Source organism: Enhygromyxa salina (assembly GCF_000737335.2).
Classification (GTDB): domain Bacteria; phylum Myxococcota_A; class Polyangia; order Nannocystales; family Nannocystaceae; genus Plesiocystis; species Plesiocystis salina_C.
Window position 1 is genome coordinate 1 of record NZ_JMCC02000034.1, and the last position, 24,215, is coordinate 24,215.

The 24,215-nt window shown below is 66.4% G+C and carries 25 protein-coding genes, 1 other RNA gene and 1 pseudogene; 11 read left to right on the forward strand and 16 right to left on the reverse strand.

Features of this window, described 5'->3' with window-relative positions; translation table 11 throughout:
• Positions 1-15: 15 nt before the first annotated feature.
• Both DB30_RS14655 and DB30_RS14660 read right to left on the reverse strand, forming a co-directional pair.
• Complete coding sequence (locus tag DB30_RS14655) at positions 16-375, reverse strand: hypothetical protein (RefSeq protein WP_052549242.1); 360 nt, start codon at positions 373-375, stop codon at positions 16-18.
• A gap of 125 nt (positions 376-500) precedes the next feature.
• Positions 501-764 carry a type II toxin-antitoxin system ParD family antitoxin gene (locus DB30_RS14660; RefSeq protein WP_052549244.1) on the reverse strand — a complete coding sequence of 88 codons (264 nt, stop codon included), beginning with the start codon at positions 762-764 and terminating at the stop codon, positions 501-503.
• A gap of 301 nt (positions 765-1,065) precedes the next feature.
• Between DB30_RS14660 and DB30_RS14665 the strand changes: the two genes are divergently transcribed.
• Positions 1,066-1,857 (forward strand): hypothetical protein, encoded by a 792-nt coding sequence (locus DB30_RS14665; RefSeq protein ID WP_052549246.1) that lies wholly within the window; start codon positions 1,066-1,068, stop codon positions 1,855-1,857.
• Between the two features lie 9 nt (positions 1,858-1,866).
• Here DB30_RS14665 and DB30_RS14670 read toward each other — a convergent pair whose 3' ends face one another.
• From DB30_RS14670 to DB30_RS14690, 6 genes and pseudogenes are all read right to left on the reverse strand, one after another.
• The gene (locus DB30_RS14670; protein ID WP_052549249.1) at positions 1,867-2,601 is read right to left on the reverse strand and encodes an SMI1/KNR4 family protein; all 735 of its coding nucleotides are present in this window, start codon (positions 2,599-2,601) and stop codon (positions 1,867-1,869) included.
• Entirely contained in the window at positions 2,598-3,527 is a 930-nt protein-coding gene (locus DB30_RS42270; protein WP_146658931.1) for a PAAR-like domain-containing protein, read from the reverse strand. Before DB30_RS42270 ends, DB30_RS14670 begins: the two co-directional genes overlap by 4 nt.
• Entirely contained in the window at positions 3,524-4,384 is an 861-nt protein-coding gene (locus tag DB30_RS14680) for a hypothetical protein (RefSeq protein ID WP_146658933.1), read from the reverse strand. The genes DB30_RS42270 and DB30_RS14680 overlap by 4 nt, the downstream gene beginning before the upstream one ends.
• A gap of 888 nt (positions 4,385-5,272) precedes the next feature.
• Positions 5,273-5,854, reverse strand: a pseudogene (locus DB30_RS43100) (beta-ketoacyl synthase N-terminal-like domain-containing protein); the annotation flags it as partial.
• Complete coding sequence (locus tag DB30_RS14685) at positions 5,851-6,867, reverse strand: DUF2169 family type VI secretion system accessory protein (protein WP_052549255.1); 1,017 nt, start codon at positions 6,865-6,867, stop codon at positions 5,851-5,853. The pseudogene DB30_RS43100 and the gene DB30_RS14685, both read right to left, overlap by 4 nt.
• A 7-nt stretch (positions 6,868-6,874) precedes the next feature.
• On the reverse strand, positions 6,875-7,402 hold the full coding sequence (locus tag DB30_RS14690; RefSeq protein ID WP_146658935.1) for a DUF6484 domain-containing protein: 528 nt from the start codon (positions 7,400-7,402) through the stop codon (positions 6,875-6,877).
• Positions 7,403-7,628: 226 nt separating this feature from the next.
• On the opposite strand from DB30_RS14690, the gene DB30_RS14695 reads away from it, so the two are divergent.
• Complete coding sequence (locus DB30_RS14695; RefSeq protein ID WP_052549259.1) at positions 7,629-8,090, forward strand: hypothetical protein; 462 nt, start codon at positions 7,629-7,631, stop codon at positions 8,088-8,090.
• A 313-nt stretch (positions 8,091-8,403) separates the two neighbouring features.
• Here the strand turns inward: DB30_RS14695 and DB30_RS14700 are convergent, their stop codons facing one another.
• Positions 8,404-8,724, reverse strand: a complete 321-nt coding sequence (locus tag DB30_RS14700) for an ATP-binding protein (protein WP_240480235.1) — start codon at positions 8,722-8,724, stop codon at positions 8,404-8,406.
• Between the two features lie 34 nt (positions 8,725-8,758).
• Between DB30_RS14700 and DB30_RS14705 the strand changes: the two genes are divergently transcribed.
• Complete coding sequence (locus DB30_RS14705; protein ID WP_146658939.1) at positions 8,759-8,977, forward strand: ATP-binding protein; 219 nt, start codon at positions 8,759-8,761, stop codon at positions 8,975-8,977.
• A 499-nt stretch (positions 8,978-9,476) separates the two neighbouring features.
• On the opposite strand, the gene ssrA is transcribed toward DB30_RS14705, so the two are convergent.
• Positions 9,477-9,832: a transfer-messenger RNA gene (gene ssrA / locus DB30_RS14710) on the reverse strand.
• A 275-nt stretch (positions 9,833-10,107) separates the two neighbouring features.
• On the opposite strand from ssrA, the gene DB30_RS14715 reads away from it, so the two are divergent.
• Positions 10,108-10,806, forward strand: coding sequence for a coiled-coil domain-containing protein (locus DB30_RS14715; protein ID WP_052549263.1), 699 nt, complete (start codon positions 10,108-10,110; stop codon positions 10,804-10,806).
• A gap of 228 nt (positions 10,807-11,034) precedes the next feature.
• Here DB30_RS14715 and DB30_RS14720 read toward each other — a convergent pair whose 3' ends face one another.
• The 3 genes from DB30_RS14720 to DB30_RS14730 form a co-directional block, all read right to left on the reverse strand.
• Positions 11,035-11,787, reverse strand: coding sequence for a hypothetical protein (locus DB30_RS14720; RefSeq protein ID WP_052549265.1), 753 nt, complete (start codon positions 11,785-11,787; stop codon positions 11,035-11,037).
• Between the two features lie 125 nt (positions 11,788-11,912).
• Complete coding sequence (locus DB30_RS14725) at positions 11,913-12,311, reverse strand: AgmX/PglI C-terminal domain-containing protein (RefSeq protein WP_052549267.1); 399 nt, start codon at positions 12,309-12,311, stop codon at positions 11,913-11,915.
• Complete coding sequence (locus tag DB30_RS14730) at positions 12,308-12,910, reverse strand: OmpA family protein (RefSeq protein WP_146658941.1); 603 nt, start codon at positions 12,908-12,910, stop codon at positions 12,308-12,310. The genes DB30_RS14725 and DB30_RS14730 overlap by 4 nt, the downstream gene beginning before the upstream one ends.
• 109 nt (positions 12,911-13,019) lie before the next feature.
• On the opposite strand from DB30_RS14730, the gene DB30_RS14735 reads away from it, so the two are divergent.
• Entirely contained in the window at positions 13,020-13,685 is a 666-nt protein-coding gene (locus DB30_RS14735) for a metallophosphatase domain-containing protein (protein ID WP_052549270.1), read from the forward strand.
• 213 nt (positions 13,686-13,898) lie between these two features.
• Here DB30_RS14735 and DB30_RS14740 read toward each other — a convergent pair whose 3' ends face one another.
• On the reverse strand, positions 13,899-15,227 hold the full coding sequence (locus tag DB30_RS14740; RefSeq protein WP_052549273.1) for a peptidylprolyl isomerase: 1,329 nt from the start codon (positions 15,225-15,227) through the stop codon (positions 13,899-13,901).
• 172 nt (positions 15,228-15,399) lie between these two features.
• On the opposite strand from DB30_RS14740, the gene miaB reads away from it, so the two are divergent.
• From miaB to DB30_RS14755, 3 genes are all read left to right on the forward strand, one after another.
• Positions 15,400-16,842 (forward strand): tRNA (N6-isopentenyl adenosine(37)-C2)-methylthiotransferase MiaB, encoded by a 1,443-nt coding sequence (miaB, locus tag DB30_RS14745; protein WP_052549276.1) that lies wholly within the window; start codon positions 15,400-15,402, stop codon positions 16,840-16,842.
• A gap of 64 nt (positions 16,843-16,906) precedes the next feature.
• On the forward strand, positions 16,907-17,365 hold the full coding sequence (locus DB30_RS14750) for a hypothetical protein (RefSeq protein WP_052549278.1): 459 nt from the start codon (positions 16,907-16,909) through the stop codon (positions 17,363-17,365).
• A gap of 24 nt (positions 17,366-17,389) precedes the next feature.
• Entirely contained in the window at positions 17,390-17,992 is a 603-nt protein-coding gene (locus DB30_RS14755; RefSeq protein ID WP_052549282.1) for an MBL fold metallo-hydrolase, read from the forward strand.
• 86 nt (positions 17,993-18,078) lie between these two features.
• Here the strand turns inward: DB30_RS14755 and DB30_RS14760 are convergent, their stop codons facing one another.
• Positions 18,079-19,011, reverse strand: coding sequence for an alpha/beta hydrolase (locus DB30_RS14760; RefSeq protein WP_146658944.1), 933 nt, complete (start codon positions 19,009-19,011; stop codon positions 18,079-18,081).
• Positions 19,008-19,805: an SDR family oxidoreductase gene (locus DB30_RS14765; protein ID WP_165703766.1), complete on the reverse strand. Its 798-nt coding sequence runs from the start codon at positions 19,803-19,805 to the stop codon at positions 19,008-19,010. The genes DB30_RS14760 and DB30_RS14765 overlap by 4 nt, the downstream gene beginning before the upstream one ends.
• Before the next feature lie 111 nt (positions 19,806-19,916).
• On the opposite strand from DB30_RS14765, the gene DB30_RS14770 reads away from it, so the two are divergent.
• The 3 genes from DB30_RS14770 to DB30_RS14780 all read left to right on the forward strand — a co-directional run bounded on the left by DB30_RS14770 (position 19,917) and on the right by DB30_RS14780 (position 24,181).
• Positions 19,917-20,642 carry a histidine phosphatase family protein gene (locus DB30_RS14770; protein WP_146658947.1) on the forward strand — a complete coding sequence of 242 codons (726 nt, stop codon included), beginning with the start codon at positions 19,917-19,919 and terminating at the stop codon, positions 20,640-20,642.
• A 20-nt stretch (positions 20,643-20,662) separates the two neighbouring features.
• Positions 20,663-22,033, forward strand: a complete 1,371-nt coding sequence (locus DB30_RS14775) for a metallophosphoesterase (RefSeq protein WP_052549288.1) — start codon at positions 20,663-20,665, stop codon at positions 22,031-22,033.
• Between the two features lie 99 nt (positions 22,034-22,132).
• Complete coding sequence (locus DB30_RS14780) at positions 22,133-24,181, forward strand: TonB family protein (protein ID WP_052549290.1); 2,049 nt, start codon at positions 22,133-22,135, stop codon at positions 24,179-24,181.
• The last annotated feature ends 34 nt before the right edge of the window (positions 24,182-24,215 follow it).

The window sequence follows — 24,215 nt, forward strand, 5'->3', positions numbered from 1 at the left end:
CCTGCACCGGCAGTTTTAGTTGTCGTCGACCGGCAAAAATAAATGTCGTCGATCAGTCGGGTACAACACCGCATCGAGACCCCAGAGCCGGTCCTCACCGGGGATGCGGATGTATCCTTCGAGGGAAAACCAGCCCCAGTCTCGCGCGAGTTGGGAGACCATGGCGCGGTTGAAGTCCCCGGGTTCCGGCGATATGTCGATGCGGTCCTCATCGCATCGGCCTCCCTCGACGGACAGCTGCATCGCGGCCCCTTCACCGCGAAATCCGAAGTCGTAGTCCTCGACGAGCCGTTCGAGAGTCTCACCCAGGACCTCGAGCGCGGTGTCGAGTCGGGTCTTGGTGAGGACGATCGCGGTTGGGTGGTTCTCGGACATGTCAGTGCTGGCGATCGAATCTCGCGCTCGCAATCACGCGGATTTTCGGCATCGTCTACAGTTCCTGGTGTTGAGCCGGGCGGGTCCAGGCATCGAACACCGCCAAGCAGTCGTTCGAAGCTGGGTCATTCTCGTGCGGAAAGTGCCGGACGAAATCCATCGCGTCCCTCGCGCGTCCCTTCGATGAAGTCCCCACTATCCAACTGTGCGACACCGGTTTGCAGGGCAGCACGCAGCGAATCCACTCGCTCCTGTCGCTGACGAAGAACGGAAAACGCGTCTCGCAGGACCTCGGTTGCGTTGGCGTACCTGCCGCTCCGCAGTTGCTCGTCGACAAACTCCCGGAGGTCGTCGGGCAGCTCGACAGACAAAGGTTGGGCCGCGGTCATGCCACCGAGGCTAGCCTCGAGCGCCTTGGGTGGCCAGCGCCTGGGCAGCGCGATCCGTGCCCTCGGGCAGCGGCCGCCGATCCCAGGCGAGCTTAAAAAAGCAGCGCCCCGTCCCAGATCCCCAAATTTTTGGCGCCCTGGTTTTCGAGACGAGTTTGCAGGAGGTGGCGCCGGCGAGGGCAAGCAGGCATGGCTCGATCCAACGCGGCCCGGCGCGTTGATCGTGGCTTCGCTTGATCTCGCGGACTCGGAAGCTCGTGAAGGTCGAAGGGCGCGGCGATCCGCCGTATACTCCGCTCGCATGTACACGCTGACTCAGGCGCTGCCCTACATCGACGAGCTACTCCCGGCCGTCTCCGCGAGTCTCCGCGGCGCGACCCCCGTGCAGATTAGCGAACTCGAAGAGGCCGCCGAGCGCCCACTGCCGCCACCTCAACGGGAGCTCCTCGAGCTCATGGGCGTCGATCCGGGCCCATTCTTCGTGAGCATGGCCGCCGACATCCGCGCCGAGCGACTCCTCCGCTACTACCGTGAGGTCGGCTGGCGACCTCCCGAGCGCTTCAGCTTGCTCGGCCTCGACAAGAGCCTACCCCACTCGTTGTTCCTCGACGCCGAGAGCACGCCACCCTTCGCAGTGGTCGCGTTCGAGCTCCCGCTGCGGGACCTTGCCAACCGCGCCGAGCCCTGGCGACACGCCAACCGCTTCGCCATGTCCTTGCCCGAGCTCGTCATGCGCAACGCGTTCTCCGTGTTCGGGTGGGTGAACTTCGAGCTCGAGGGCTACGCGACGATCGAGCCCCAACCCGAGCTACTTGGCCGCCTCGATACTCTGCTGGTCGAGCTGGGCTACGGCCGGCATCCCTTGACCGGCGGCTTGACTGGCCTCTACGGCCGCGAGGGCGTGGCGACCGTGACAACATCACAACACGATGCCGACGAAATCGCACTGCTCCATGTACGGACCGACGACCGCAGCGAAGTCCAGCGGATCGTGAGCGCGCTGCAACGATCGATGGTCGTGCAACTACACTCGCTCGAGGATGCGCTGATCCAGCGACCCTATGTGCGTGAGCTTCGCGCCACATTCGTGTGAGTGATCAGGTCAAGTGCTCACCCGTACGAGGCTCAGATGATCATCGAGCAGCGCAAAGATCTGCTCCACACGCCCTTCATCTCGTCCGCCGATCTCGACGCCCAACCCGTGCCCTTCAGGTCGGTGCACGACAACCGAGACCGTGGGCGCATGAAAGTACAGATGATCCCCGGTCGACCGCGGGTGCTCGGGCAAGCCGAGTTTGCGCAAGAGGTCGACACTCTTCTCCAACATTCCCTCGAGATTGGTGGCCTTGCTGGCATCAATCACAATCGGTGAGCCTTTAATCTGACGCAGGAAAAAGAACATCATGAACACGAAATCGGGCAACGATGGCGCCTCGATCTCGTAGTCCTCTGGATTTTCGTTGACGAGGGTGGGAGGTCCACCCTTGTAGAACGACGCCACGACCGGCGGGTTGGTGCGTTCGTCCAAAAAGTACTCCGCTCCGAGCCCAGACACATCCATCCCGAGCATCGTGAACGGCAGCCGTGGACGCCAGCGAAACCCCTCGTAATAGTCGATGACGCGCTCGGCCCGGAAGTCCGTGTTGGGCATCGGGATACCCCAGGCATCGCCCATGAGCCGTAAAAACGTACGATACACTGCCGGCAACGGTCGGCCGCACAGCGCTTGCAATCGCTCAATCGTCCCCTCATCGACGCCTCGAATGTCGTTTCGGTAGCTGGGGTCGATCTGACAGATTTCGTCGATCACTTGGACGAGTGGGTCGATGGCGTTCATGATTCAGGAGGTTTTTCTGGGCAGAGCATCGCCGGTAGGAGTTTCTTGCACGTGTCGCATGATTCCGCGTGAACACCGTGCGCGTGCGATCGCCCGCTCGGCGGCGGCGCACCGTGCCACGACTCGGTCATGGCCACGGGGGTGAGGCCTCGGACACGAGCCTGGAACACCAATTTGGGGCCAGCGCAAGCGCCAAGTTTCGAGCTTCCCTTCACCTTCTTGACATTGTAGTCCTGACCCCCTCGGCTCTTGCCGACTCCACCTGGAGATTGGTGGTTGGGAATGCTGCCGCCGGTCGGCTTGCTCGAGTGTGCGGTCAGCATCACGATATCACCGTTCTTGTGGCGGCACTTCATCGCCCCGATCATGTAGCCGTAGGGATCGCCTGGTCGATGCAAGGGTTCGGTCGTGTGTAGTTCGGCGATTTGCGTCTCGGTGTCCTCGTCGGACGGCAGAGGGTGTCCATGCGGGGCGCCACATATTGGACACGGCGCATCACCGCCATAGCTCAGCCCTGGCGAGCCCGTGTTGGGCTGACCACCGGTATTGTCAGTGTTCCCGTTGTGCAAGCAAACATCGAGAAACCGAATGACCCCTTTGCCCTCGAACTTGACGTCCGCGCTGGCGCTCGCCCACTTCATCTTGCCCTTGGTCTTCGACGAGACCAAACCACCGCCAGCCGTCCCGGCCTCGTTGCCGGTGCTCGTCCTGATGTTGGCGCCCTCGATAGCTACGGACTCACCTGCGATCTTGACCTTCTTGGTGCCCTTGGCGAGGTCACTCGACTTGGCGACGTTGACGTAGGGCACCGGCACGGGCGGGCCTCCGGGGGATGGAGTCTTGCACGCGTCGGGGACCGGGCAGGTCTGGGCTCCGCCATCACCCGCATGGACGATCGCGCGCCCGTTGGCGAAGGCCTTACTCATGCGGTCACCTGTGACTGGGCGTGTGCATGGGCCGGATGCAGGACCTGCAGTTGTTCGACGATCGGCCAACACGTGCCGAGCCTCAACGACCATCGTGCGCGGACGCGCAGATCGAGCAGGGCGCGTCGCCGCCATGTCGAGGGCAGATCGGGATCGAGGATCTCTTCGATGAGAGCGAGGGGGCCAGCGAGGCGTCCGCGGCGATAGGCACGACCCGGATCGAAGCCGGAACCATGCGCTCGCCACCACGCGGCCCAGCGTTGTGGGTCGATGCTGACGCGCTCGATGACCTCTGGCGGTTCTTCGGGGTCGAGCGAGTTGCTGATTTGTTCGCGGAGGCCGGCCCCGCAGGTCTGCTCGAGCGCCGCGGCGATCACGACGGCCAGCTCCGCGTCGTTGGTCTCAGACAGGGCTGAGAGCAGAAGTGGCACGCTGCCGGCGAGCCCGATCCGGCCAAGGGCCTCGAACTCCTGCGCGCACAGACCCTCACTCGCCCGACTCGAGATCAGGGTGGCATCCTGAGCATCGCCGAGGACGCCCAGATAGGGGGCCAGCTCCCGAGCGAAGTCGTGGCGTCCTTGCAGGCAGCGACGCAGCGTCTGGAGCGGCGCGAGGTGACCGAGCCAGAGCGAGGCCTCGACGACGGGCCCACGCATGGTGAGGGAGGCGAGTCGCGCCAAGAGGGTGTCGGTCCGGTCTCCCCAGCGGGCAGCATGAAGTAGGGCGAAGTCATGCTCGGCGGAGCCGGCGGCCAGGCGGTCGAGCAAGTGAAGTGTACGAGCGGTGTCGCACTGGCAGCACTCGTCGAGCGCGCGGATCCCAAGCATGGCGACGGCGTCATCGGGGTGATCGAGCATGGATGCGAAACTCTGGAGAGCAACACCTGACCATCGCCCTCCCCACACGAGCCCGTCGCACCAGCGCGGACGCTCGTCGGCACCGACGCTCGAGAAAATGGCGATGAGTTCCTCGCAGTCCTCGGTCGTCGCAGCTCGGCTTGCGAGCAGGGTCGCACCCGCGGCGAGTTCGGCATCCGACCCGGTGAGCGCAGCTCGGGTGGCCACGTGTGCCAAATCCCCGTAGTGGGACAGCGCTTGCCTGTGAGCCTCGATTCGTTGCTCGAGGCTCTCTACCTCGTGCCAGCCGACTGGCTCGCGCAGCAGGTCGCTGCGAAGCCCGAGAAGGATGCCGATCTCTTCAAGATGCTCGTCGCAACGCTCACGATGAAAGTCCGGTGCGTGATGGTGCCGGTGAAGGGACGTTTCGGGGCGTTCGTAGTTTTTTGGGGCGAGATCGCCTGCACTGAGCACACAAGCGCCAGATTCACCCGTGTCGCTGACGCCAAGCACGAGGCTCCGTCGACCCCGGGCTTCGGCGCTCATCGAACGCGAGGCCAGGGCCACCGCGATCGCGCCAGCTGCAGCACCGGTATCGCCGAGGCCCATGGACACAGACTCGGGCTCGAAGGGCTCGGGACACAGGGTCGCGTTGCGCAGGTAGGCCCACGCAAGTTGTGTCGCCCAGCGTGTTTGGTTGGGCTGGCACGAGAGCAAGCCATCGACGCGAGCGCCATCAGGAGCTTCTTGGAGCCGAAGCTCACGGAGGACCTCGGATAGGTCGTCGGCGTGGGATGGATCCGCGCGAGCTCCATCGCTGGGCACATCTCGAGCCGCGAGCGTCCACAATCGGGGCGAGACGTGGCCTCGCTCGTGCATCGACGATTCTGGCGACAGCCACACAAAGCCCGCGGCCTCGCCAGCAATCCGACCGTCGATGTTGTCGCCACCCAGCAGTTGCCTGTTGGCGCTCGCCTGAACGAGGGAGGTGGTGTCGCATAGGCTGTCGACGCCACCGACGATCGCCATCTGTATGTTCCCATGGCGGAGTTGCTGTGCAGCGTCCCGGAGGGCCAGGAATACGGCCGCACGACCATGGGGGTAAACGCCGCGGGGAGGTAGCACGAGATCGAGGGGAGCCGCAGCGGCCCGCAGCTCGGCGAGCAGTCGTTCCACGGCGCTCGAGGGAAACTCGCCGAGCGGTGGAAGTCCAAGAAAAAGAGGGATCTGGCGGTGCCCGGAGCGTCGGATAGGCTCGCACAGCTCGCCGAGGGCTGTCCTTCCGAGGAGCGCCATTCGTCGACCGCGGCCCGCTCCTGAGGTCAGTATTGGGAGTCGAGCGGCACGTACGGCCTGATAGTCAGCTCCGAAGACCGGGGTGTCCTCGAACAGGCAAGTACCAGCATTGAGCTCGACAGCCGTCGCGTCGAGATCGAGACCAACACAGGTGCAGACCTCGGCCGCGAGCACAAAAATGGGCGGGGCGCTCATGACGGCGTGTCCTCCCAGGTCTCGAGCTCGCGGACGCAGGTGGAATGGTGATCTGCCGGCGTGCAGGGGATCGTTACGCGCCAGATCATCATTAACGAGCGACTTTCGAAATTTAGATCGACGACGTCGAGCACCATCCGCCGTCGTTCCAATCCTGCACGAGTGATTGTGCGGGCGAGCAGCCGGGTGTCGGGAAGTTCGAAGAGAAGATCGCCGTCGGGAGACCAACCGCTGGCGACGACCAGCTGCGGGCCTCGCAGCTCTCCGGTGGCCGTCAATCCGGGTGACGCGGAAGTGAACAGTCGCGGGTCGAAGTCCAGCGGCCAAAGCGGCGCGCGCGTCTCAATCCAGTCCTGGTCATAGGTGCCGGCCCACGAGACACGAGGCTGCCAGTGTCGCGGGATCGGGCCGAACCCGACGGGCCGAACCCGACTCGGGAACTCGGTGAGCGGCGCCTCGATGGACTCGATGTTCGGTAACGGTTGGTCCACGGCCTCGGCTTGGGTCGCGTAGAGCCCTCGGCCGACGGGGTTGTGGCCACAGATTTCCCGGTCGGTGGTTCCGCCGTAGCTGTGCTCGTAAGTGACGGGGAGCGACTCGAAGCGGGCAGGCCTGGACGGTCGCAGGCCGAGCGCGGCTCGTTGCCAAACGCGGGCGCCTGTGACGAGCGCGGTCTTCATGAGTGGGCCCACGCGGATTCCGAGCTGCATCACGTCCGTCGGCCTACCGCCGGGTGCCCACGCTCGGCCGGACACGTGCACGTCGGTGCCCACTCGCGTGTAGGCCGACTGTCCCTCGCTCCGCAGGCTCGACATTCCCGGTTCGCCCCAATGCAGGTCTTCTCGCGGCGGCGACGGCTGGGATTGTTGAACACGCAGAGGGCCGATCGAACTTCGACCCGCAGGCGGGAGCACGAAGGTCTTGGCCGCGAAGATGACCACCAGCGGTCTGCCGTGGTGATCGAAACTGGGGAGGCCAAAGGCACCCAACTGGCCGTAGAGGATGACGTGCATCGCTCTGCTAGTTGATGGCCACGCTGCCGCCCGCAATGCGCTGACGTCGTCGCGCTAGGCTCTTGATGTCACGTCCGCGGAGCTTGATCGTCCCGTCAGCGCGCAGCTCGATCGATGCGTCACCACAGCGCAGTTCAATGTGCTCACTGCCTTCGAGGATCAGCCGGCGACCGTCGACGCGCACCTCGAGCGGGTCGTCGGTCGACTCAGGCATCGGATCGCTGAGCTTCAGCGTAGGCTGGTCTGGGGTCTCGTCTGGAACCGGGCAGATGGAGAGGACCATGGGCAGCGCGGGATCGCCATTCTCGAACACGAGTACGACCGGCGAGCCGCTGCGCTCGGCCTGGCGGAGCATGTCGTCGGGGATGACGCCGATGCGCCGGGCACGAACCGGCCCAGACTCGTTGCCCGAAAACTCGACCGACAGGTCTCCGGCCGTAGTGATGCCAGCGATCCGACCGATCGTCGCGCCTTGGCGAAGGTCCGCGGGGCCAGCGAGGGTGTGAGCGACCAAGTTGACGGCGGTTTCCGACACCACCGGATGCTTGCATGTTGGGCCAATTTTGAAAAGTGGTCGCCACAGATTCGGATCGCACATGGTGATGAAGCGGGCCCGATCCGCCCCTTCGGGTGGACGGGATCTCGAATAGCGACTCGAATACGCGCATTGCACGCGAGATCTGACGCAGTGGGGGTACTCGAGCCTGGCTCTTGTCTGAACCAGATCACCGAGTCGCGCTCACCCGTGCTACCTGAGGTCGATGTCGCAGAAAGAACTCTGGGGGTTGCTTGCGCTTGGATGTCTGGCCGTGGCCGCGGGGATGGCCGCGTCTGCGATCGCCCCAAGTGAGCAATCAGAGAACGAGTTCGATTGGGAAGATCTATTCCGGCCTGGTCGCGCGCACGAGGTCCAAGTGCTACGGGTCTCGAAAGCAAAGCACCCGCGTTCAAGGGTGCTCGACAACCCATGGATCGAGTACAGGGACGGCAGCCGAGGGCGCCCGGATAACGTTGTCGTCGATCGGCTTGGTCGTGTCGAACGAGTCGTTGAGGCCAAGGATGTTCACCGCCTACAGTCCTCGCACGTCTTCCAGACGGCGAAGTATGACCGAGCTCTGGGTCCGACAAGGGGATCGATCGTTGCGATCGCCAGCCGTACCCAGGTGTCTGATCGCGTCGCATCGCTCGCCGAACTCATGGACATCAAGATTCGTCGGGTTTGACGTCGTCCATCGAACTCAAGCATGACGTCGAACGAATTCTCTCTCCATGGGATCGAGTTCGCTGGCGCTTCACGGATCGATGTTGAAGTCCTAGCGGGCGACGAAGATCTTCCCCTGCTTAGGGTCATTATCGAGCACCCGGACCGTGACGACGCCGCGCATGCTGTCTTCGCTGAACAATGAGGCTCGATCGGTGTTCGGCAACCTGTGCGAAGTGGTTTGGGAGCGCAGGCGATGAGCGGGGCTGGGTTCGGCCGTCATGTTCGCCCTTGCCGTCGCTTGTTGGTGACCACGAGAAAGCGCGGAATTCTGATCAGCGGGACGTCCGCCCCTTACCCCTCGGTTTCGCGGCCTTCCCCGTCACCTGCTCCTCGGCGTCAATCTTCGCCTCGCGCAGCCGATAGATCTTCCCCTTGATCGTGATGACGCTCGCGTGGTGGATGACCCGATCGATCAGCGCAGTCGTGCAGGCCGAGTTCGGAAAAATCGACGGCCAGTCCCGAAACGCCAAGTTCGTGGTCAGCACCAGGCTCCGGGGTTCGTAGCGACGGCTGACCACCTGAAACAGCAAGTCCGCGTTGCGAGCGTCGTAGGACAGGTATCCCAGATCATCAATATGTGGAGCTCCACACAAATTGATGATCTCGGACTGCGGCCGCTGACCGGCGATGAGCCTCTCAATCTCTACGAGGGTGATCCGCTGTCGCTACGAACGAGGCTCGATGATCATCACCTCGAACCAAGCGATCGAAGAGTGGTCGCCGCTCTTCAACGACGCCTTGCTCGCGGGGGCTACGATGGATCGGCTGCTCCATCACCGGCAGGTGATCGAGATCGAGGGTGACTCCTTCCGCAACCCGCCAGCGAAGGGCAAGCGGGCCGCGTGAGTGACGCGGGTGGGTCAGATGATCCGATCCGAACGCGAGTGCGGGGAGTGCTCCGATGCGGGGTCCCGGGAGCGCTCGTGGGGGGTGGACCAGATCATCCGATCTGAGGTGGACCACTTCGCCCGATCTTTGACACCCAGACGATCCCTTGGTCCCGAGCCCGCGATCCACGGGCGGCAACGGCTCGCACCGGCACCACAAGGCCGGCACGATCGTCGGCATCCCCCACCGCCGCTTCCACGACGCGCGCCGCACCTTCATCTCGCTGGGCCCAGGCCGCCGGCGCCCAGCGGAGGACCTGGTCCCCGTGACCCACTCCAGCGGCTGCCTTCGACCTCTAGACGACGATCCCCCGGGCCGCGCGCGAACGCGGTCGCCCTCTTCCGCCCGGCTCCGGCTTCCAACTACAAAGAGTTGGCAAGCTGGATCCTGGCAAAAGAGGGCTGCTACGCGAGTTGCTACGTAGCAAAGCAAGTCCCTGAAAATACAGGGGAAGTGGTAGTGGAGGCGCCGGGAGTCGAACCCGGGTCCGCGAGCCTTCCGATGAGACGTCTACATGCGTAGCTGGTATATTTGAGTTTAGCCCTCGAGCATGCCCGCCAGCAGGCCCTCTCGGAGGCGAGTCCCTATGTTTCACGAGCTGGCCGGGACTTCCGGCTCGCTAGCTCCCGTGTTGACGGCTACGTGCTACTAGAGCACCTCACACGCAGACGTGTCGCCCTTAGGCGGCAACGGCCATACGGCCGTAGTTGCTGTCGTTGGCAGCTGTGTTTTTCGAGCGTTTGTAACGCGGCGCAAGACCCGCGACACGCAGTCATCACCTTTCGTACCCACGTCGAAAGCCAGTGCACCCCCAGAGTTGGAATCGAGCGGCTTGAACGTGTTCCGGTCCCACATATGGCCTGTTTCCGGCGGGCGTGCAACCCCTGTCTGGGGAGCGAGATGCGCGGTGGGCGTGGCTGCGCGACAACGCGCGTGCGCTCGAAGTCGCGCGGTGACCACGGGTGGGTCGCGTCGCTCCCGTCCAAGCTGCGCGGCGGCAACCGTCCGAATTTGGGCGGCAGCGCGCGGGATGAGCGTCGCAGCGATTCTCTCTTTCGAATACCCAGCCAGCGCTTTAACGTGAGTGAGTGGCCCCGCAGGTAGGTGACGAGCTTCACGCCCGGATCGAGGTGCTCGCCAACCGCATCGCAACGTCACACGCCCGGCTGGACACGACGCGGGTCGAGTCGTCCGCGGCGGGGGTACGAGTCGAGCCAGCGCCGCGGCCAACGGCAGAGCTCGAGGCGCTCCAAGCCAAACTCCGGGCCGCGGAGTCCAGCGCCAGCCTGCAGGCGGCGCGCAGCTCGGCCCTCGAAGATCGCGTCGCCGAGCTCGAAGCGGCGCTGGTCGGCGCTCGGGATCAACGTGCCCGCGCCGAAGCCCAAGCGGAGAGCGCCCGCGCCGAGGCCGACCGCGCGCTCGACCAGCTCGAGCGCCAAAAGAGCGAGCGCTCGGGCAGCAGCGCGCCGATCGATCCAACCTTCACCGAGGCGTTCCAGGCCAAGCTGCTGGAGATCGATCGCCTCGTCAGCGAGCGCAACGCCCTGCGCCGATCCAGCGACGAGTGGCGCACGAAGGCGCGCACGCTCACGCGCGAGCGCGACGACTCGACGCTGGCGCTCGCCCGCACGGAGTCGCAGCTGCAAGACCTGCGCGAGCGCGAAGCGGCGGCAAAGCGAAAGCTGGCCGAGCTCGAGAAACTCGTCGGTGAGCAACAAAAAGAGCTGGAGATGGCCGAGCGCCGCGCGAAGCACCTGCGTCAGCACATCGGCGGCGCGGCCCGCTGAAGCTGTTTTCAGCTCGGGCGAGGGCTTCTCGCCCGCTTGCGGACACCTTCGTAGGCTGGTTCACCGAGGGCAGCGGACTGCTTTCAGCTCGGGCGAGGGCTTCTCGCCCGCTTGCGGACACCTTCGTAGACTGGTTCACCGAGGGCAGCGGACTGTTTTCAGCTCGGGCGAGGGCTTCTCGCCCGCTTGCGGACACCTTCGTAGACTGGTTCACCGAGGGCAGCGAACTCACTCGGGCACGCAGAACGCCAGCGCGCACTGCATGCCGGGGCAGCAGTCGTTGAACAGAATGTTGCAGGCCCCGAACAGGCCCACGCACTCGTCGACGGTGCAGCCGCTGGTGTTGATCTGGCAGCCCTGCGTGCACGACAGCACGCCGCCGTCGTAGCCAAGGCTCTGGCAGGTCTGGCCGCCCAGGTTGCCGCCGTCGCAGGCCTCGCCGACATCGAGCACCCCGTTGCCGCAGGTTGGCGCCTGCATGCAGCCGGCCTCGATCACATCGGAGCAATCGGGCGCGCACGCCAATACCCCGCCCACGTAGCCAAGATCGCTGCAGGTCAACCCACCAAAGTTGGTGCCGTCGCAGGCCTCGGTCGCGGCGAGCTGGCCGTCGCCGCAGGTCGAGCAGGCGTTGGTGAACAAGGTGCAGTCGTTGGCGCAGACCAAGACGCCGTCTTGGAACCCAAAGTCCGCGCAATTGAGGCCGCCGAGATCCGTGCCGTCGCACTCTTCGTCGCCTGCCTTGGTGCCGTCGCCACAGACGCTGGGTTGCCCGGTTGGGTCGCCGTCGCCGTCGCCAGGCTCGCCGTCGCCGTCGCCCATCCCCATGTCGGTGCCGGACTCGCCGGAGTCACCGTCGCCGTCGCCGTCGCCGGCCATGGTCATGGTGGCGCTGCTGCCGACGCTGGTGCTGAAGAAGTTGGTGTCCCCTTCGATGCTCTCACCCACCGCGCAGGCGCCAACGCCGACAAGGAGTGCCAAGCAAGCAATGCAGAGTCGAGCGCGCACGAGGGGATCGTGCAGCAATCCGTGCACGCCAGGCAATAGGCGTGGACGTCGTGCCGCTCACACCCGGTCGGACTGCGGCCGTGCTCGCAGCTTTGCTGCTACGCGCCGGGCCGAACCCGGAAGCTGTAGCTGAAGGTCGCCTCGCCGTCGCGCCGATCCGGCTCGGCGAGCTGCAGGCCATCGAGCGCCGTCATCACGCAGGTGGCCAGGAGCTCATCAACGGTGGTGCGGTTGTTGTCCCAGCTCAGGTCAATGATCTCGCCGGTCTTCTTCTCGACCGTGAAGGTCACGGTCAGCTTGCCTGCGAGGTTGGGGTTGCGGACCAGCGCGGCGTCGTAGCAGCCGCGCAGCTGGGCCTGGCGGGTGTCGAGCAGCGCGGAGGTGTCGCGCTCGTAGGTGGGCGTGTCACGGGCCATGAAGCTGCATCCAGCGCACCCGAGCGCCGCCCCCAGAGCGAGGAAGGTGACGAGCGAGTTCGAATTCTGGCGTGGCGTCACGGCTGGTCCTCGCTGGCTTGGAGCTTGTCCTCGGTCTCGACGCGCTCTTTGCCGGTCGCCGGATCGATCGTCCTGGTGGTCTGCTTGTACGCCTGCTCGAGGATCGTGAACTCGACGCGGCGGTTGGCCTCGCGGCCGGCTTCGGTCTCGTTGTCGGCGATCGGGCGATCGGGCCCGTAGCCCTCGGACTCGAGCCGCGCCGGGTCGACCTTGCCGCGCTTGACGAGATGATCGAGCACGGCCTTGGCGCGGCGCTGCGAGAGCTCGACGTTGTAGTCGTGGTCGCCCTCGGCGCTGGCGTGGCCCTCTACGCGGAGCTTCTTGATCCGCGGGGTCTCGTTGATGACCTTGGCCACCTCTGCGAGCAGCTCGTCGGACTCGGGCCGGATCTGGGCCTTGTTGTAGTCAAACTGGATCTTCTCGTGGATGACGATCTTGTCATCGGTGATCTCGACGCGGGGCGGATCGGGCGCGGCCTCGGCGACGGGCGGCGGCGGCCCGGTCTCAATCACCTTGGCGCTGCCGGCCTCGAACACCCGCGGGCCGCAGGCGCTCAACGCCAAGCCCAGCACCAGGCAGGTTGGAAGGTCTGGTCGCACGCCCCCTTTGTGCCATCACTAGAGCCGCCGCGCAGGGCCTGGCCGAAGTTTTCACGCAAAACCCGGCCAAGCTGCCAACATTGCCGGCCCACACACCAACATGTCCGACATGACGAGGCTGGTCTTCATCAGCGATACCCACGGCTTTCACGACATCGCCGTTCCGGCCGGCGACGTGCTGATCCACGCTGGCGATGGTTGCAGTCGCGGCACGCTCGACGAAGCCCAGCGGTGGGGCGCGTTCTTGGGGGCGCAGCCGCATCGGCGCAAGCTGGCGATCGTCGGGAACCATGATCGCATCTTCGAGAGCGACCTCGAGCTCGCTCGCCAAGCGCTGCCGGCCAGCGTCACCTTCTTGCACGACAGCGCCTGCGAGCTCGAAGGTGTGCGCTACTGGGGCGCGCCGTGGCAGCCATGGTTCTTGTCGTGGGCGTTCAACCTGCAGCGTGGGCCAGAGCTCGCGCAGAAGTGGGCGCTGATCCCCAACGACACCGACGTGCTCGTCACCCACGGACCGCCGCTCGGGATCCTGGATCGCACCGACGGGGATCTCGAGGTCGGCTGCGAGGATCTGCTGCAGGCGATCCAGCGCGTGCGACCCCGGATCCACGCGTTCGGCCACATCCACGAGGGCTACGGGGTCGCGGAACACGAGGGCACGATGTTCATCAACGCCAGCACCTGCACCCTGCGCTACCGGCCCACCAACGCGCCGATCGTGGTGGACCTCCCGAGCGATCGAGCCCGCCCGCCCCTGCTGATCTCGGGCGGCTGAGCGGCCGTCCACCCACGATGAGTGCGCTGCCCTTGGTGAACCAGTCTACGAAGGCGTCCGCAAGCGGGCGAGAAGCCCTCGCCCGAGCTGAAAACAGATGAGCCCCCTCCCAGGGGGCCAATCATGCCCTAGCGAACAAACGACCCCGAGGAGCGAAGCGACCAGACGCACCAGCGGCTGCAGTCGGCGAAGTTCAAGGTCTATGTGGGGGTCTTAGGGCGTTGGTTCGACGGCGCCTTCGCCCGGCTTGGGCGCGGGCGTGGGCTTGGTCGGGGCGTCGGCGGTTGCCTCGCCGGCACCTGCCGCGGTCCCAGGCGGGGGCGCGGTGGGGCTGTGGGCGTTACCGGGGCCACCCATTGGCGGGCCTCCCTGGGTCTGAGGCTTGTTGCCTGGCGGGTGCCCCTGCCGCTCGCGGTTTTGCTTGCGACGCTGCGCGCGGGGATCCGGGCCCAGGAGATCCTCCATGATGTTCTTGACCTCGTAAGCTTCCATGAGCTTCTCTTTGAGGTCGCGCCGGCCCTGGTGGAGCTTGCGGGCGCTGAGCCGCTCGACGATCTGGTCTTCCAAGGCCTCGCGCGGGAGATCGCCGGGCGGGTACTTGCCGTAGACCTTGATGATGTGGAAGCCGAACTTGGTCTTGATCGGCTTGCTGATCTCGCCGGGGTCGAGCGCGAACGCGGCGTCGGAGAACTCGTCGACCATGCGATCCGCAGAGAAGATGCCCAGGTCGCCGCCCTTGCGCGCGCTGGGGCCCTCGGACGCGTCGATCGCGAGTTGGTCGAAGTCAGCGCCCTCGGCGGTCGCCTTGGCGTAGAGCTCTTCGGCCTTGGCCAGGGCTTCGGCTTCCCACTGCTTCTTTTGAGCTTCGTCGGGCTCGGCGACGGGCTCGCCGGGGGCCGGGCGCTCATCGGGCCCAACGCGAACGAGGATGTGAGCGGCACGGACCCGCTCCTTGTCCTTGTTGTAGTTGGGCTTGACCTTCTCGTACTCCTCTTCGATCTCGGCCTCGCTGACGGCGAGCAAGCCGTCCGCCTCGAGCAGCGCGCGCTCGAGCAGCTCGGCGACGTAGAGCTGACGCAGGCTGTCTTCGCTCTCGCCGCGGCGGCGCAGGTGCTTGTCCCAGTCCTTGATGCCACGCTGCTGGGCCTCTTCGCGCTCGGCGAGGGCGGTCTTGTCGTAGTCGATCTTCCGCTTGGCGGCCTCTTGGCGCAGGATCTCTTGATAGATCAGGCGGTCGACGATCGACTTGCGGTAGCGACGGTCGGCGGTCTTGGGGATCTCGCGCCCGCGGTCGGCGTACTTTTGCAGCTTGAGATCGTAGATGCCGTGGAAGTCAGCGGAGGTGATGTCCTTGCCGTTGACGACCGCCACTGGGCCATCGGGGATCGCTGGGAGCGAGCTGCCGACGTTGCCAGCGCCGCCGCTGTCCGCGGCTTGGATCTCGCCGACGTCCTGGGCCTTGGTGACTTCGGGAGCCTTGGTGCACGAGGCGGACAAGGCGAGACAGGAAATGCTGAGGAAGATCGGACCGACGCGGCGCATGGGTGCTCCGTGGAATGGCGGGTGTGGCCCGCCCGGGCGCGCATTGTAGTGCGCGGGTCAGCACGTGACTACCCCGGCCGTGGGGATTCGCCAACGCGCTTCGCGCCGACCCGGGGTGCGTGAAGCTGGCACGATGGCTCGCACACCAGCTTTGGCGTAGGCTCGCGCGCCCATGGCTCGGCTGACAACAAAGGACCCGGCGGCGCCCGAATCCGGGGCAGCTGGACTGGTGCAGATCCGCCGCTCCGGGGCCGCTCACGCCGCGCAAGCCGGGATCGACGCCGCGGCGCCAGCCACCAGCGGCGACGGTCCCCGGATCTACATGGAGACCTTCGGCTGCCAGATGAACGAGGCCGACACGGCCCTGGTGCTCGGCCGGCTGGGCGCCGACGGCTGGGTCCACGTGAGTGAGCCCGCCTTGGCGGATCTGATCTTGGTCAACACCTGTGCAGTCCGGGAGAAGGCCGAGTCGCGGGTCTACGGGCGCACATCGCAGCTGCTCATGCACCGCGAGCAAAACCCGAACTTGGTGGTTGGCATCACCGGGTGCATGGCCGAGCACCTGCGCGACAAGCTCGAGACCCGGGCGCCGCACATCCAGCTCGTGGCCGGGCCCGACAGCTACCGCAACATCGCGGCGCTGGCTCGCAAGGCGCTCGCGGGCGAGCGAGCGGTCGACGTGGAGCTCGACAAGCACGAGACCTACGAAGGTCTGGACGGGGCGCTGGCCGGACCGCGCGAGGGCGACGGGATCAGCGGCTTCATCACGATCCAACGCGGCTGCGACAAGTTCTGCAGCTTCTGCGTGGTGCCCTTCACCCGCGGGCGCGAGCGCGGCGTGGCCCCGCGCGAGGTGCTTCGCCAAGCCCAGCGCATGGCGGCGGCGGGGATCCGCGAGCTGACCTTGCTGGGGCAGACGGTCAACTCCTACGTGTGGGAGGACGTCGACTTCGCCACGCTGGTGCGGGCGGTCGCCCAGATCGAGGGCATCGACCGGATCCGCTTCACCTCGCCCTACCCCGTCGACTTCTCGCCGGCGCTGATCGAGGTGATGGCGACCGAGCCCAAGGTCTGCCCCTACGTGCACTTGCCGGTCCAGGCTGGCTCCGACGTGGTGCTTGAGCGAATGCGGCGGGGCTACGACGTTGCTGGCTATAAATCGATCGTCTCGCAGCTGCGCGCGGCCGTGCCCGACATCGCAATCTCGACCGACATCATGGTTGGGTTCTGCGGCGAGACCGAAGAAGACCACGCGCAGACGCTCGCGCTGATGACGGAGATCGAGTTCGACTTTGCGTTCATGTTTGCGTACAGCGATCGCGAGATCACCTACGCAAGCAAGAAGCTGGTCGACGATGTGCCGCACGAGACCAAGCTCCGGCGGCTGCGCGAGGTGATCGAGATCCAAGAGCGACACACCCGCGCCAAGCACGACGCGCGGGTCGGCGTCGAAGAAGAGATTTTGGTGGTTCGGCCAACCAAGCGCGGCAATAAATTGATGGGCCGAACGCAGCGGTTTCAAAAGGTGATGCTGCCGCTGGACAGCGCGCGATCGGGGGACATCGTGACCCGAACGATCACGGGCTCGACGGGGCACTCGCTGATCGCAGATTGAAGTGCAGCGGCGCGGGATCAGGCTGTGCGCAATCGAGTCTGAGCGATTGGGGTATATTGGCGGCATGCGTCGCTACCTGTTCCCCTCGCTCGCGCTCGCGCTGTTCTCGCTCGCCGGTCTCGCTTGTGGCCCGCACGGTGAGACTGGGATCCCCGAGGGTCAAGCCAAGCCGTGGGCGGAGCTCGATGACGGCGAACGCATGGCGCACATGGGCGCGGTCGTGATGCCGCGGATGCAGGCGGTGTTTCAGGGTCACGATCCCAAGCGCTTCGCCGACTTTGGCTGCGTGACCTGTCACGGCGGCGGCGCGGCCAACGGTGACTTCACGATGCCCAACCCGGCCCTGCCAACCCTCGATGCTTCCAATCTGTACAAGAAGCACCGCAAAGAGTCGCCCGAGATGACCAAGCTGATGTGGAAAGAGGTCGAGCCGGCGATGGGCGAGTCGCTGGCGCTGACCTACGGGCTGGGCGACGCGCAGTTCTCTTGCGCGAATTGTCATATCGTCGAGAACGCGGACTAGAACACGCAAGGTAGAGCCACCAGCATGCGACAGCTTCACCGGAAGGATCTGTGGTCGTGGTCGGTGTTCGACCAGGCCCGAAATTTGGACTTCAACTCGCTCGCGTGGATCCGGGCAGATGGCAACGTGCTCGTCGATCCGCTGCCGATCTCGGACCACGATCTGCGCCACCTCGAGGAGCTTGGCGGGGCCGCGTGGATCGTGGTGACCAACTCGGATCACACGCGGGCGGCCGCCGAGCTGTCGCTGCGGTTCGGGGCCAAGCTGGCCGGGCCGGCCGGTGAGCGCGGGCAGCTCCCGTTCGCGTGCGCACGGTGGTTGAGCGAGGGCGACGAGCTGGTGCCGGGGCTCGCCGCGATCGAGCTGCACGGGTCCAAGACCCCGGGCGAGCTCGCGCTGGTGCTCGAGGACACCACGCTGATCACCGGGGATCTGGTCCGCGGCCAGGCGCTGGGCAAGCTCAATTTGTTGCCAGACGCGAAGCTGGCGGATCGGGCGGCGGCGCTGGCCTCGGTCCGGCGGCTGGCGGCGCTCGGCCAGGTCGAGGCGGTGCTGGTGGGTGATGGCTGGCCGATCGCCCACGGCGGCCACGCGCTGCTGCGGGCGCTGGTGGCCGAGCTCGATTGATTTCGGTTGAACGCCGTGATCAATCCACACGAAGTCGGCGCCGAGGCGGAGCTGGTGACGCCCAACCAACGGCGCCGTCGCTGACCTCACCCCAGCGCGTCAACCCAGGTTGCGATCGCCCGGATCGCCGTGGCCGCGGCCTCGACCATGGGGGTCGCCTGGAACACGTGGACCTGCTCCGCATAGACCTGCAGTTCAACAGCGACCCCGGCCGCGAGCGCTTTGTCAGCGGCCCTGCGCCCGTCGTCGAGCAAGACCTCGTGGCCGCCAACTTGGATCAGCATTGGCGGCAGGTCCTCGAACCGACCAAACAGCGGGGACACTCGCGGATCCCGGCGCGACAGACCGCCAGCGTAGCGCCCCGCCATCAGCTCGAGCCCGGGTCGCTGCAGCATCACTTCGTTCTCGGCCAGCGTGTCGATCGAGGCGCCCGACATGCTCAGATCCGTCCACGGCGACAGCAACACCACGCCCGCAGGCAGCTGCTCGCCCGCGTCGCGCAGCGCCATGCTCAGCGCCAAGGCCAACCCACCGCCGGCCGAGTCCCCCGCCAGGATCGCCTGCGCCTGCGTTGCGCGAGGGAGCGCGCGCCAGACCGCGAGCACGTCTTCGAGCGCGGCGGGGCACGGGTGCTCGGGCGCGAGCCGGTACGCGGGCATGATCGCTGGCGCGCCAACACGATGGGCGACGCGGGCCGCGAGCGGGCGATGGGCCTGCGGCGACCCGAGCGAGTAGCCACCACCGTGCACGTACACGAGCTCGCGCGCAGACCGGAGCTCGACCGGGGTCAGCCGCAGGCACGCGACGCCGCCAAGCTCGAGCTGCGCGACCTGGTGATCGGGCATGCCGATCTGCGTGAGCTCGAGCAGCTCCGAGAACGCCTCGCGCTGCTCGGTGACCGGTCGATCGAGCGCCATCCGCCCCCCGGTCCGCCGCCGGAGCTTGCCCAAGTTCGCCCGGCGCAGCTGGCCGAACACCGCTGGCCCGTGCGCCCCCGAGTTGTCTGGATCCTCGCTCACAGCTTGATCATCCACTTCAGCGCGGCGCGGACCAGCGCGGCGGGGGCGAGCTTGTCACCGCGATACGCGAGCGTGGCCTGGGGTCCGACCGGCCAGTGGGTGCGTCGGCGCGTGCTGGTCGCGGCCAGCCACACGACCTGCGCGACGTCGGCGGGCGTCAGCCGAACCCCGAGCACGTCCTCGGCGCTGAGCTTGTTGGTGCCGCTCAGCAGCTTGGTGTTCACGAACGCGGGCATCACGTCGCACACGCGGATGTCGTAGCTCGCCCACTCGAGCTCGAGCGCTTCGGTGAAGCCGCTGACGGCGTGCTTGGTCGCGCTGTAGCTCGCCATCTGTGGGACCCCGTGGATCGCGGCGACCGATGACATGTTGATGACCCGCGCGCCCGCGGTCTGGCGCAGCAGCTCGAAGCTCGCGTGGGTCAGCTCGATCACGCCCTGCAAGTTGACGGCGACCGTTCGCTGGTGCTCCGCGGCGCTGACCGACTCGAACCGCCCCACGTGCATGACCCCCGCGTTGTTCAGCAGCACGTCCATGCGACCGTTGGTGTGCGCGGCAAAGTCGGCGACAGCCGCGACGACCCGATCGTGATCGCGGACGTCGAGCAGGGCGTGGCAGCAGCGGTCCGCCCCCCAGCGATCAGCGATCTGCGCGGCCGCGGCCGCCAGCCCGACAGGCTCGAGATCGTAGAGCCCGACAAAGTAACCAGCGTCCGCGAACCGCTCGGCACACGCCAAGCCGATCCCGCGCGCGGCTCCGCTGATCAAGATGCAGGGACGATCTCGCCTCGACACGATCACGATTGTCGCACGCCAGCTCCCAACCGCGCTTCCTAGCGCATGGCGCCCGCCGGGCCGCGCGCGGCGCTGTCCAAGCCCGCGAACTCGGGGTAAGACCCGAGGAAGATGAGCACCCGCCGCATCGTCGCTGCGCTGGTTCGCCACGGCGACTACCACCAGCCAGACCAGGTCCCAAGCGCTCAGCTCCCCCACCCCCTGACCGAGCGCGGGGTTGAACAAGCGACGGCGCTGGGGCAAGCGCTGCGCGACCAGTGCGACGCGCTCGGCCTGACGCTCGACCCAGTAATCGACTGCTCGACCTTGCTGCGGGCCTCGCAGACCGCTTCGCTGGCGGCGGGCGTGCTGCATCGCCTCGACTCCGCGCAGAAATTTTCGATCGCGGAGTTTCCCGAGCTTGGCGAGCGCAGCGTTGGCGCGGGCGCCAACCTCACCGTCACTGCGATCGCGCAGGCGATCGAGGCGGACCCCCGCTACCCAGCCCTCCCCGACGGGTGGAAGGCCCACCCACGGTTTCGGCTGCCCTTGCCTGGCGCAGAGTCACTCATGATGGCCGGCGCCCGCGTGGCGGCGCACGTCGAGCAACGCGCACACGAATTGCGTGCCACCAGCGGGCCCAGCGTCCTCAAGATATTCATCAGCCACGGGGGTGCGCTGCGCCACGCGGCCGTGTGCATGGGCGCCCTGGCGCTCGATGAAGTTCCCGGCCTGTCGATGCACCATTGTGGCCATGTGTTGATCGAGCACGTGCCGGATGCTGACGGCGGCCCTGGGCGCTGGCAAAAAGTCGGCGGCGCCTGGAAGATCCGCCCTGCAACCAAAGCCGCCGATTGAGCGCAACCGAGTCAGCGACCATGCCCCACAACGCTCTGGCCTACACCCCGCCCACGGACCGACTTCGCAGCCGGTATGTGCCTGATTACCAGGGCGCGGCGTTTTGCGAGATGCCGCTGCCGGTGACCACGGAGCCGTGGCCCAAGTTTGGCGGCGCGCGGCTGCGCGACCTCGCCAACGATCACTACGACGCAGCCTGCGATCACCTGCGCGCGCGGATCGGCGCCAAGCCGTTCGTGTGGCCCAACCGGACCCTGTACTTCTTCTGTGACGTGCACGCCGACGCCGACGCGTGGCGGCGCTCGCTGATCGCCTCGGGTGGTGTCCGGTGGTTCGGGGCCGGCGACAACGACTACGAGCTGAGCGAGACCGGCCGCACCGCGCTGTTCGTGATCGCCGGCGACTGCTTTGACAAGGGCCCCAGCAACCTCCGGCTGCTGCGCGCGATCAAGCTGTTGATCGACAAGGGCGCCGACGTCGAGATCCTGGCCGGCAACCACGACATGCGCACGCTGGTCGGGCTCGCCTACCTTGGCCGCAAGGAGCCGCGCTTCGCCCACTTGTTCGTGCGCATGGGCAAGAAGACGATGCCGCTGTTTCAGGAGATCCGGGCCGAGTACCTCGAGCCCGGTGACACCAGCGAGCTGTCCGAGGCCGCCCTGCACAAGCTGTTGTTCCCCGACGAAGCGTGGTTCCGCGAGTTCCCCGAGGTCGCCAAGGGGCTGGTGCCCGACAAGAAGATCGGCAAAGAGCTCAACCGGATCCGCGAGAAGATGGTCGAGCTCCCGCGCAAGTGCGAGCAGCTGGGCATGACCCTGGGCGACATCCACCGCGCGGCCACCCGCGCGCTCGAGTTGTTCTTGCACCCCGACGGCGAGTTTCACTGGTACTTCGAGCGCATGGACGTCGCGCTGCGCTGGGGCTCGTTCTTGCTGGTCCACGCGGGGGTCGACGACGTCACGGCCAAGCTGCTCGCGCAGACCAACGTCTCGGGCGCGAACACCTGGTTTCACCGGCTGCTGGCCGAAGATCCCTTCGAGCTCTATCACGGGCCGGTCGGCAACATGTTTCGGACCAAGTACCGCGACTTCGACCACTCGTTCACCGACGTCGGCGTTCAACACATGTACGAGGCCGGCCTCTACGGGATCGTCCACGGTCACCAGAACATCCTGCGTGGCCAACGGGTGCTGATGCGCGAGGGGCTGTTGAACTTCGAGTGCGACGCCTCGGTCGACTGCAACACCCGCAAGCTCGAGGGCCTGCGCGGGCCGGGGGGCGCCGTCGTGGTGTTCCGGCCCGACGGCGTCGCGCTGGGGATCAGCGCGGACCATCCCCACGTGAAGGTGTTCGAGGCCGCGCGCGTGTTTCCGTGGCTGACGATCGCTTAGGGCGTACTGGAAGTTTCGGCGACGAAGAGCTCGGCGGAAAGACCAAGCGAGGCGGCGTGAGGCGTTGCACCACGGGCTCCTAGGTTAGACTGGGCGCAGATGCGCTCGCCCAAGTTGCTCAGCTGGTCTTCGCCGCGGTCGCTCACTCTGGCCTGCGCGCTCGCGTGCGGCGTTGGCCTGCTCGTGCCGACCAAGACCCAGGCGTTCTGCGGATTCTATGTCGCGGGCGCCGACGCCAAATTGTTGAACAACGCCACGGTGGTCGTGCTGATGCGCGACGGCACGCGGACCGTGCTGTCGATGCAAAACGACTACCAGGGCCCGCCCGAGGCGTTCGCGCTGGTGATCCCGGTCCCGGTCGTGCTGAAGGAGGCCGACGTCAAGACCCTGCGCCCCGAGCTGTTCGATCGGGTCGACCAGCTCGCCGCGCCGCGCTTGGTCGAGTACTGGGAGGAAGATCCCTGCATCCCCGACAGCGGCACGATCGGGCTGGGCAACATCGGCACGATCGGCAAGGGCGGCGGCGGCGGATCGGGCTATGGCCTTGGAAGCGGCTCGAGCACGGTCACGGTCGAGGCCGAATTCGCGGTCGGCGAGTACGAGATCGTGATCTTGTCAGCGACCGAGTCGAGCGGGCTCGACGACTGGCTGCGCGAGAACGGCTACAACATTCCCGCGGGCGCCGAGCCGCTGCTGCGCCCGTATGTCCAGCAAGACATGAAATTCTTCGTCGCCAAGGTCAACCCCAAGAAGGTGACCTTCGCTGGCAACGGCCGCGCCAAGCTGTCGCCGCTGCGGTTTCACTACGACAGCAAGGACTTCACGCTGCCGGTCCGGCTTGGGCTGATCAACGCGCCAGATCCCGCCAGCGGCGGCAAGCAGGATCTGCTGGTTCACGTGCTGGCGCCGGGGACTCGCTATCAGGTTGCGAACTATCCCAACGCGACGATTCCGACCAACCTCAACGTAAAAGCTGCGGTCAAAGATCGGTTTGGGGACTTTTATGTGTCGCTGTTCGATCACACCCTCGAGCAAAATCCGGGCGCGGTGGTGACCGAGTATGCGTGGGGGGCCGGATCCTGCGATCCCTGCCCTGGGCCCGAGGCGGCGCTGACCCAGCAAGAGCTGCTCGAGCTCGGCGGTGACGTGATCTCGAGCGGGTCGAGCACGCCTGGGGCGACCCGATCCACCGGAAGCCTGCCCCGGGTCGTTGTCGAGCCGCCGCGGGTTGGAGGCCCGCTCGACAAAGACGTCATCCGTCGAATCGTGCGCGCGCACATGAACGAGGTCAGCTCTTGTTACAACGCGGGGTTGGCCAAGAACCCGAGCCTGGCCGGCCGCGTGGTGGTTGACTTTGTCGTTGATGGTCAGGGACTGGTCTCGACCGCGAAGGTCAGCGACACCACCCTGGGCGATGCGACGGTCGGACAGTGCATCGCCCAAGCGGTCAAACGCTGGAAGTTTCCCAAGCCGCGCGGGGGCGGTCTGGTCACCGTCAGCTATCCCTTCGTACTGGCCCCAAGCGTCGGCTCACCGCGCGCCAGCGGTCCGGCAGGCGGCGGGCGAGGATCGTCGGCCAGCACGTTCGTGCTGACCCGGCTACACGCGCGCTACGATGCCAGCAGCCTCGCGGAAGACCTCGTATTCGAGGCCGCGCCCGCGATCACTGGCGGCCGCGAGACCCCCGGCCAGCTCGGGCGTGGCGCCACGCTCATCCAGGGTGGGCTCAATAGTTTTCAGGCCAGGTATGCGATTCGCCACGAGTGGGCGGGTGACATCGAATGTAGCGACCCCGTGCGCGGCCGCTGGGGGGGTCCGAGCGGTGGCGGTGCGACCCAACCCACGCTGGCCCAAGAGCTGACCCAAGTCACCCGCGGGACCTCGCTGAGCAGCTTCGTCACGGCGTCGGCAGGAGAACAGCTGGGGATTGGAGCCGTGGAGATCGGCGAGCCCCCACCGGCCGCCCGGCCGGTGAAGGATGCTACACCCGCGCCCACCCAGCCGCAGGCCGCACCAGCATCCACATCCACATCCACACCCGCTCCGGCACCCAGCAGCGGCTGCGCGTGCGCGAGCACGTCACAACCCGATCGGCTCGCGGCGCCCTTTGCTTTGCTCGCGCTGCTCGGGCTACGCCGTCGGCGGTGACCCGTTCACGACGCCGTCGGTTGCAGGCACGAAC

Bases quoted from the DNA above. Each gene is read 5' to 3' on its own strand.
- DB30_RS14655 (WP_052549242.1), bottom strand. From the start codon at position 375: ATGTCCGAGAACCACCCAACCGCGATCGTCCTCACCAAGACCCGACTC.
- DB30_RS14660 (WP_052549244.1), bottom strand. From the start codon at position 764: ATGACCGCGGCCCAACCTTTGTCTGTCGAGCTGCCCGACGACCTCCGG.
- DB30_RS14665 (WP_052549246.1), top strand. From the start codon at position 1,066: ATGTACACGCTGACTCAGGCGCTGCCCTACATCGACGAGCTACTCCCG.
- DB30_RS14670 (WP_052549249.1), bottom strand. From the start codon at position 2,601: ATGAACGCCATCGACCCACTCGTCCAAGTGATCGACGAAATCTGTCAG.
- DB30_RS42270 (WP_146658931.1), bottom strand. From the start codon at position 3,527: ATGAGTAAGGCCTTCGCCAACGGGCGCGCGATCGTCCATGCGGGTGAT.
- DB30_RS14680 (WP_146658933.1), bottom strand. From the start codon at position 4,384: ATGCTCGATCACCCCGATGACGCCGTCGCCATGCTTGGGATCCGCGCG.
- DB30_RS14685 (WP_052549255.1), bottom strand. From the start codon at position 6,867: ATGCACGTCATCCTCTACGGCCAGTTGGGTGCCTTTGGCCTCCCCAGT.
- DB30_RS14695 (WP_052549259.1), top strand. From the start codon at position 7,629: ATGTCGCAGAAAGAACTCTGGGGGTTGCTTGCGCTTGGATGTCTGGCC.
- DB30_RS14705 (WP_146658939.1), top strand. From the start codon at position 8,759: ATGAGCCTCTCAATCTCTACGAGGGTGATCCGCTGTCGCTACGAACGA.
- DB30_RS14735 (WP_052549270.1), top strand. From the start codon at position 13,020: ATGACGAGGCTGGTCTTCATCAGCGATACCCACGGCTTTCACGACATC.
- DB30_RS14740 (WP_052549273.1), bottom strand. From the start codon at position 15,227: ATGCGCCGCGTCGGTCCGATCTTCCTCAGCATTTCCTGTCTCGCCTTG.
- miaB (WP_052549276.1), top strand. From the start codon at position 15,400: ATGGCTCGGCTGACAACAAAGGACCCGGCGGCGCCCGAATCCGGGGCA.
- DB30_RS14750 (WP_052549278.1), top strand. From the start codon at position 16,907: ATGCGTCGCTACCTGTTCCCCTCGCTCGCGCTCGCGCTGTTCTCGCTC.
- DB30_RS14755 (WP_052549282.1), top strand. From the start codon at position 17,390: ATGCGACAGCTTCACCGGAAGGATCTGTGGTCGTGGTCGGTGTTCGAC.
- DB30_RS14770 (WP_146658947.1), top strand. From the start codon at position 19,917: ATGAGCACCCGCCGCATCGTCGCTGCGCTGGTTCGCCACGGCGACTAC.
- DB30_RS14775 (WP_052549288.1), top strand. From the start codon at position 20,663: ATGCCCCACAACGCTCTGGCCTACACCCCGCCCACGGACCGACTTCGC.
- DB30_RS14780 (WP_052549290.1), top strand. From the start codon at position 22,133: ATGCGCTCGCCCAAGTTGCTCAGCTGGTCTTCGCCGCGGTCGCTCACT.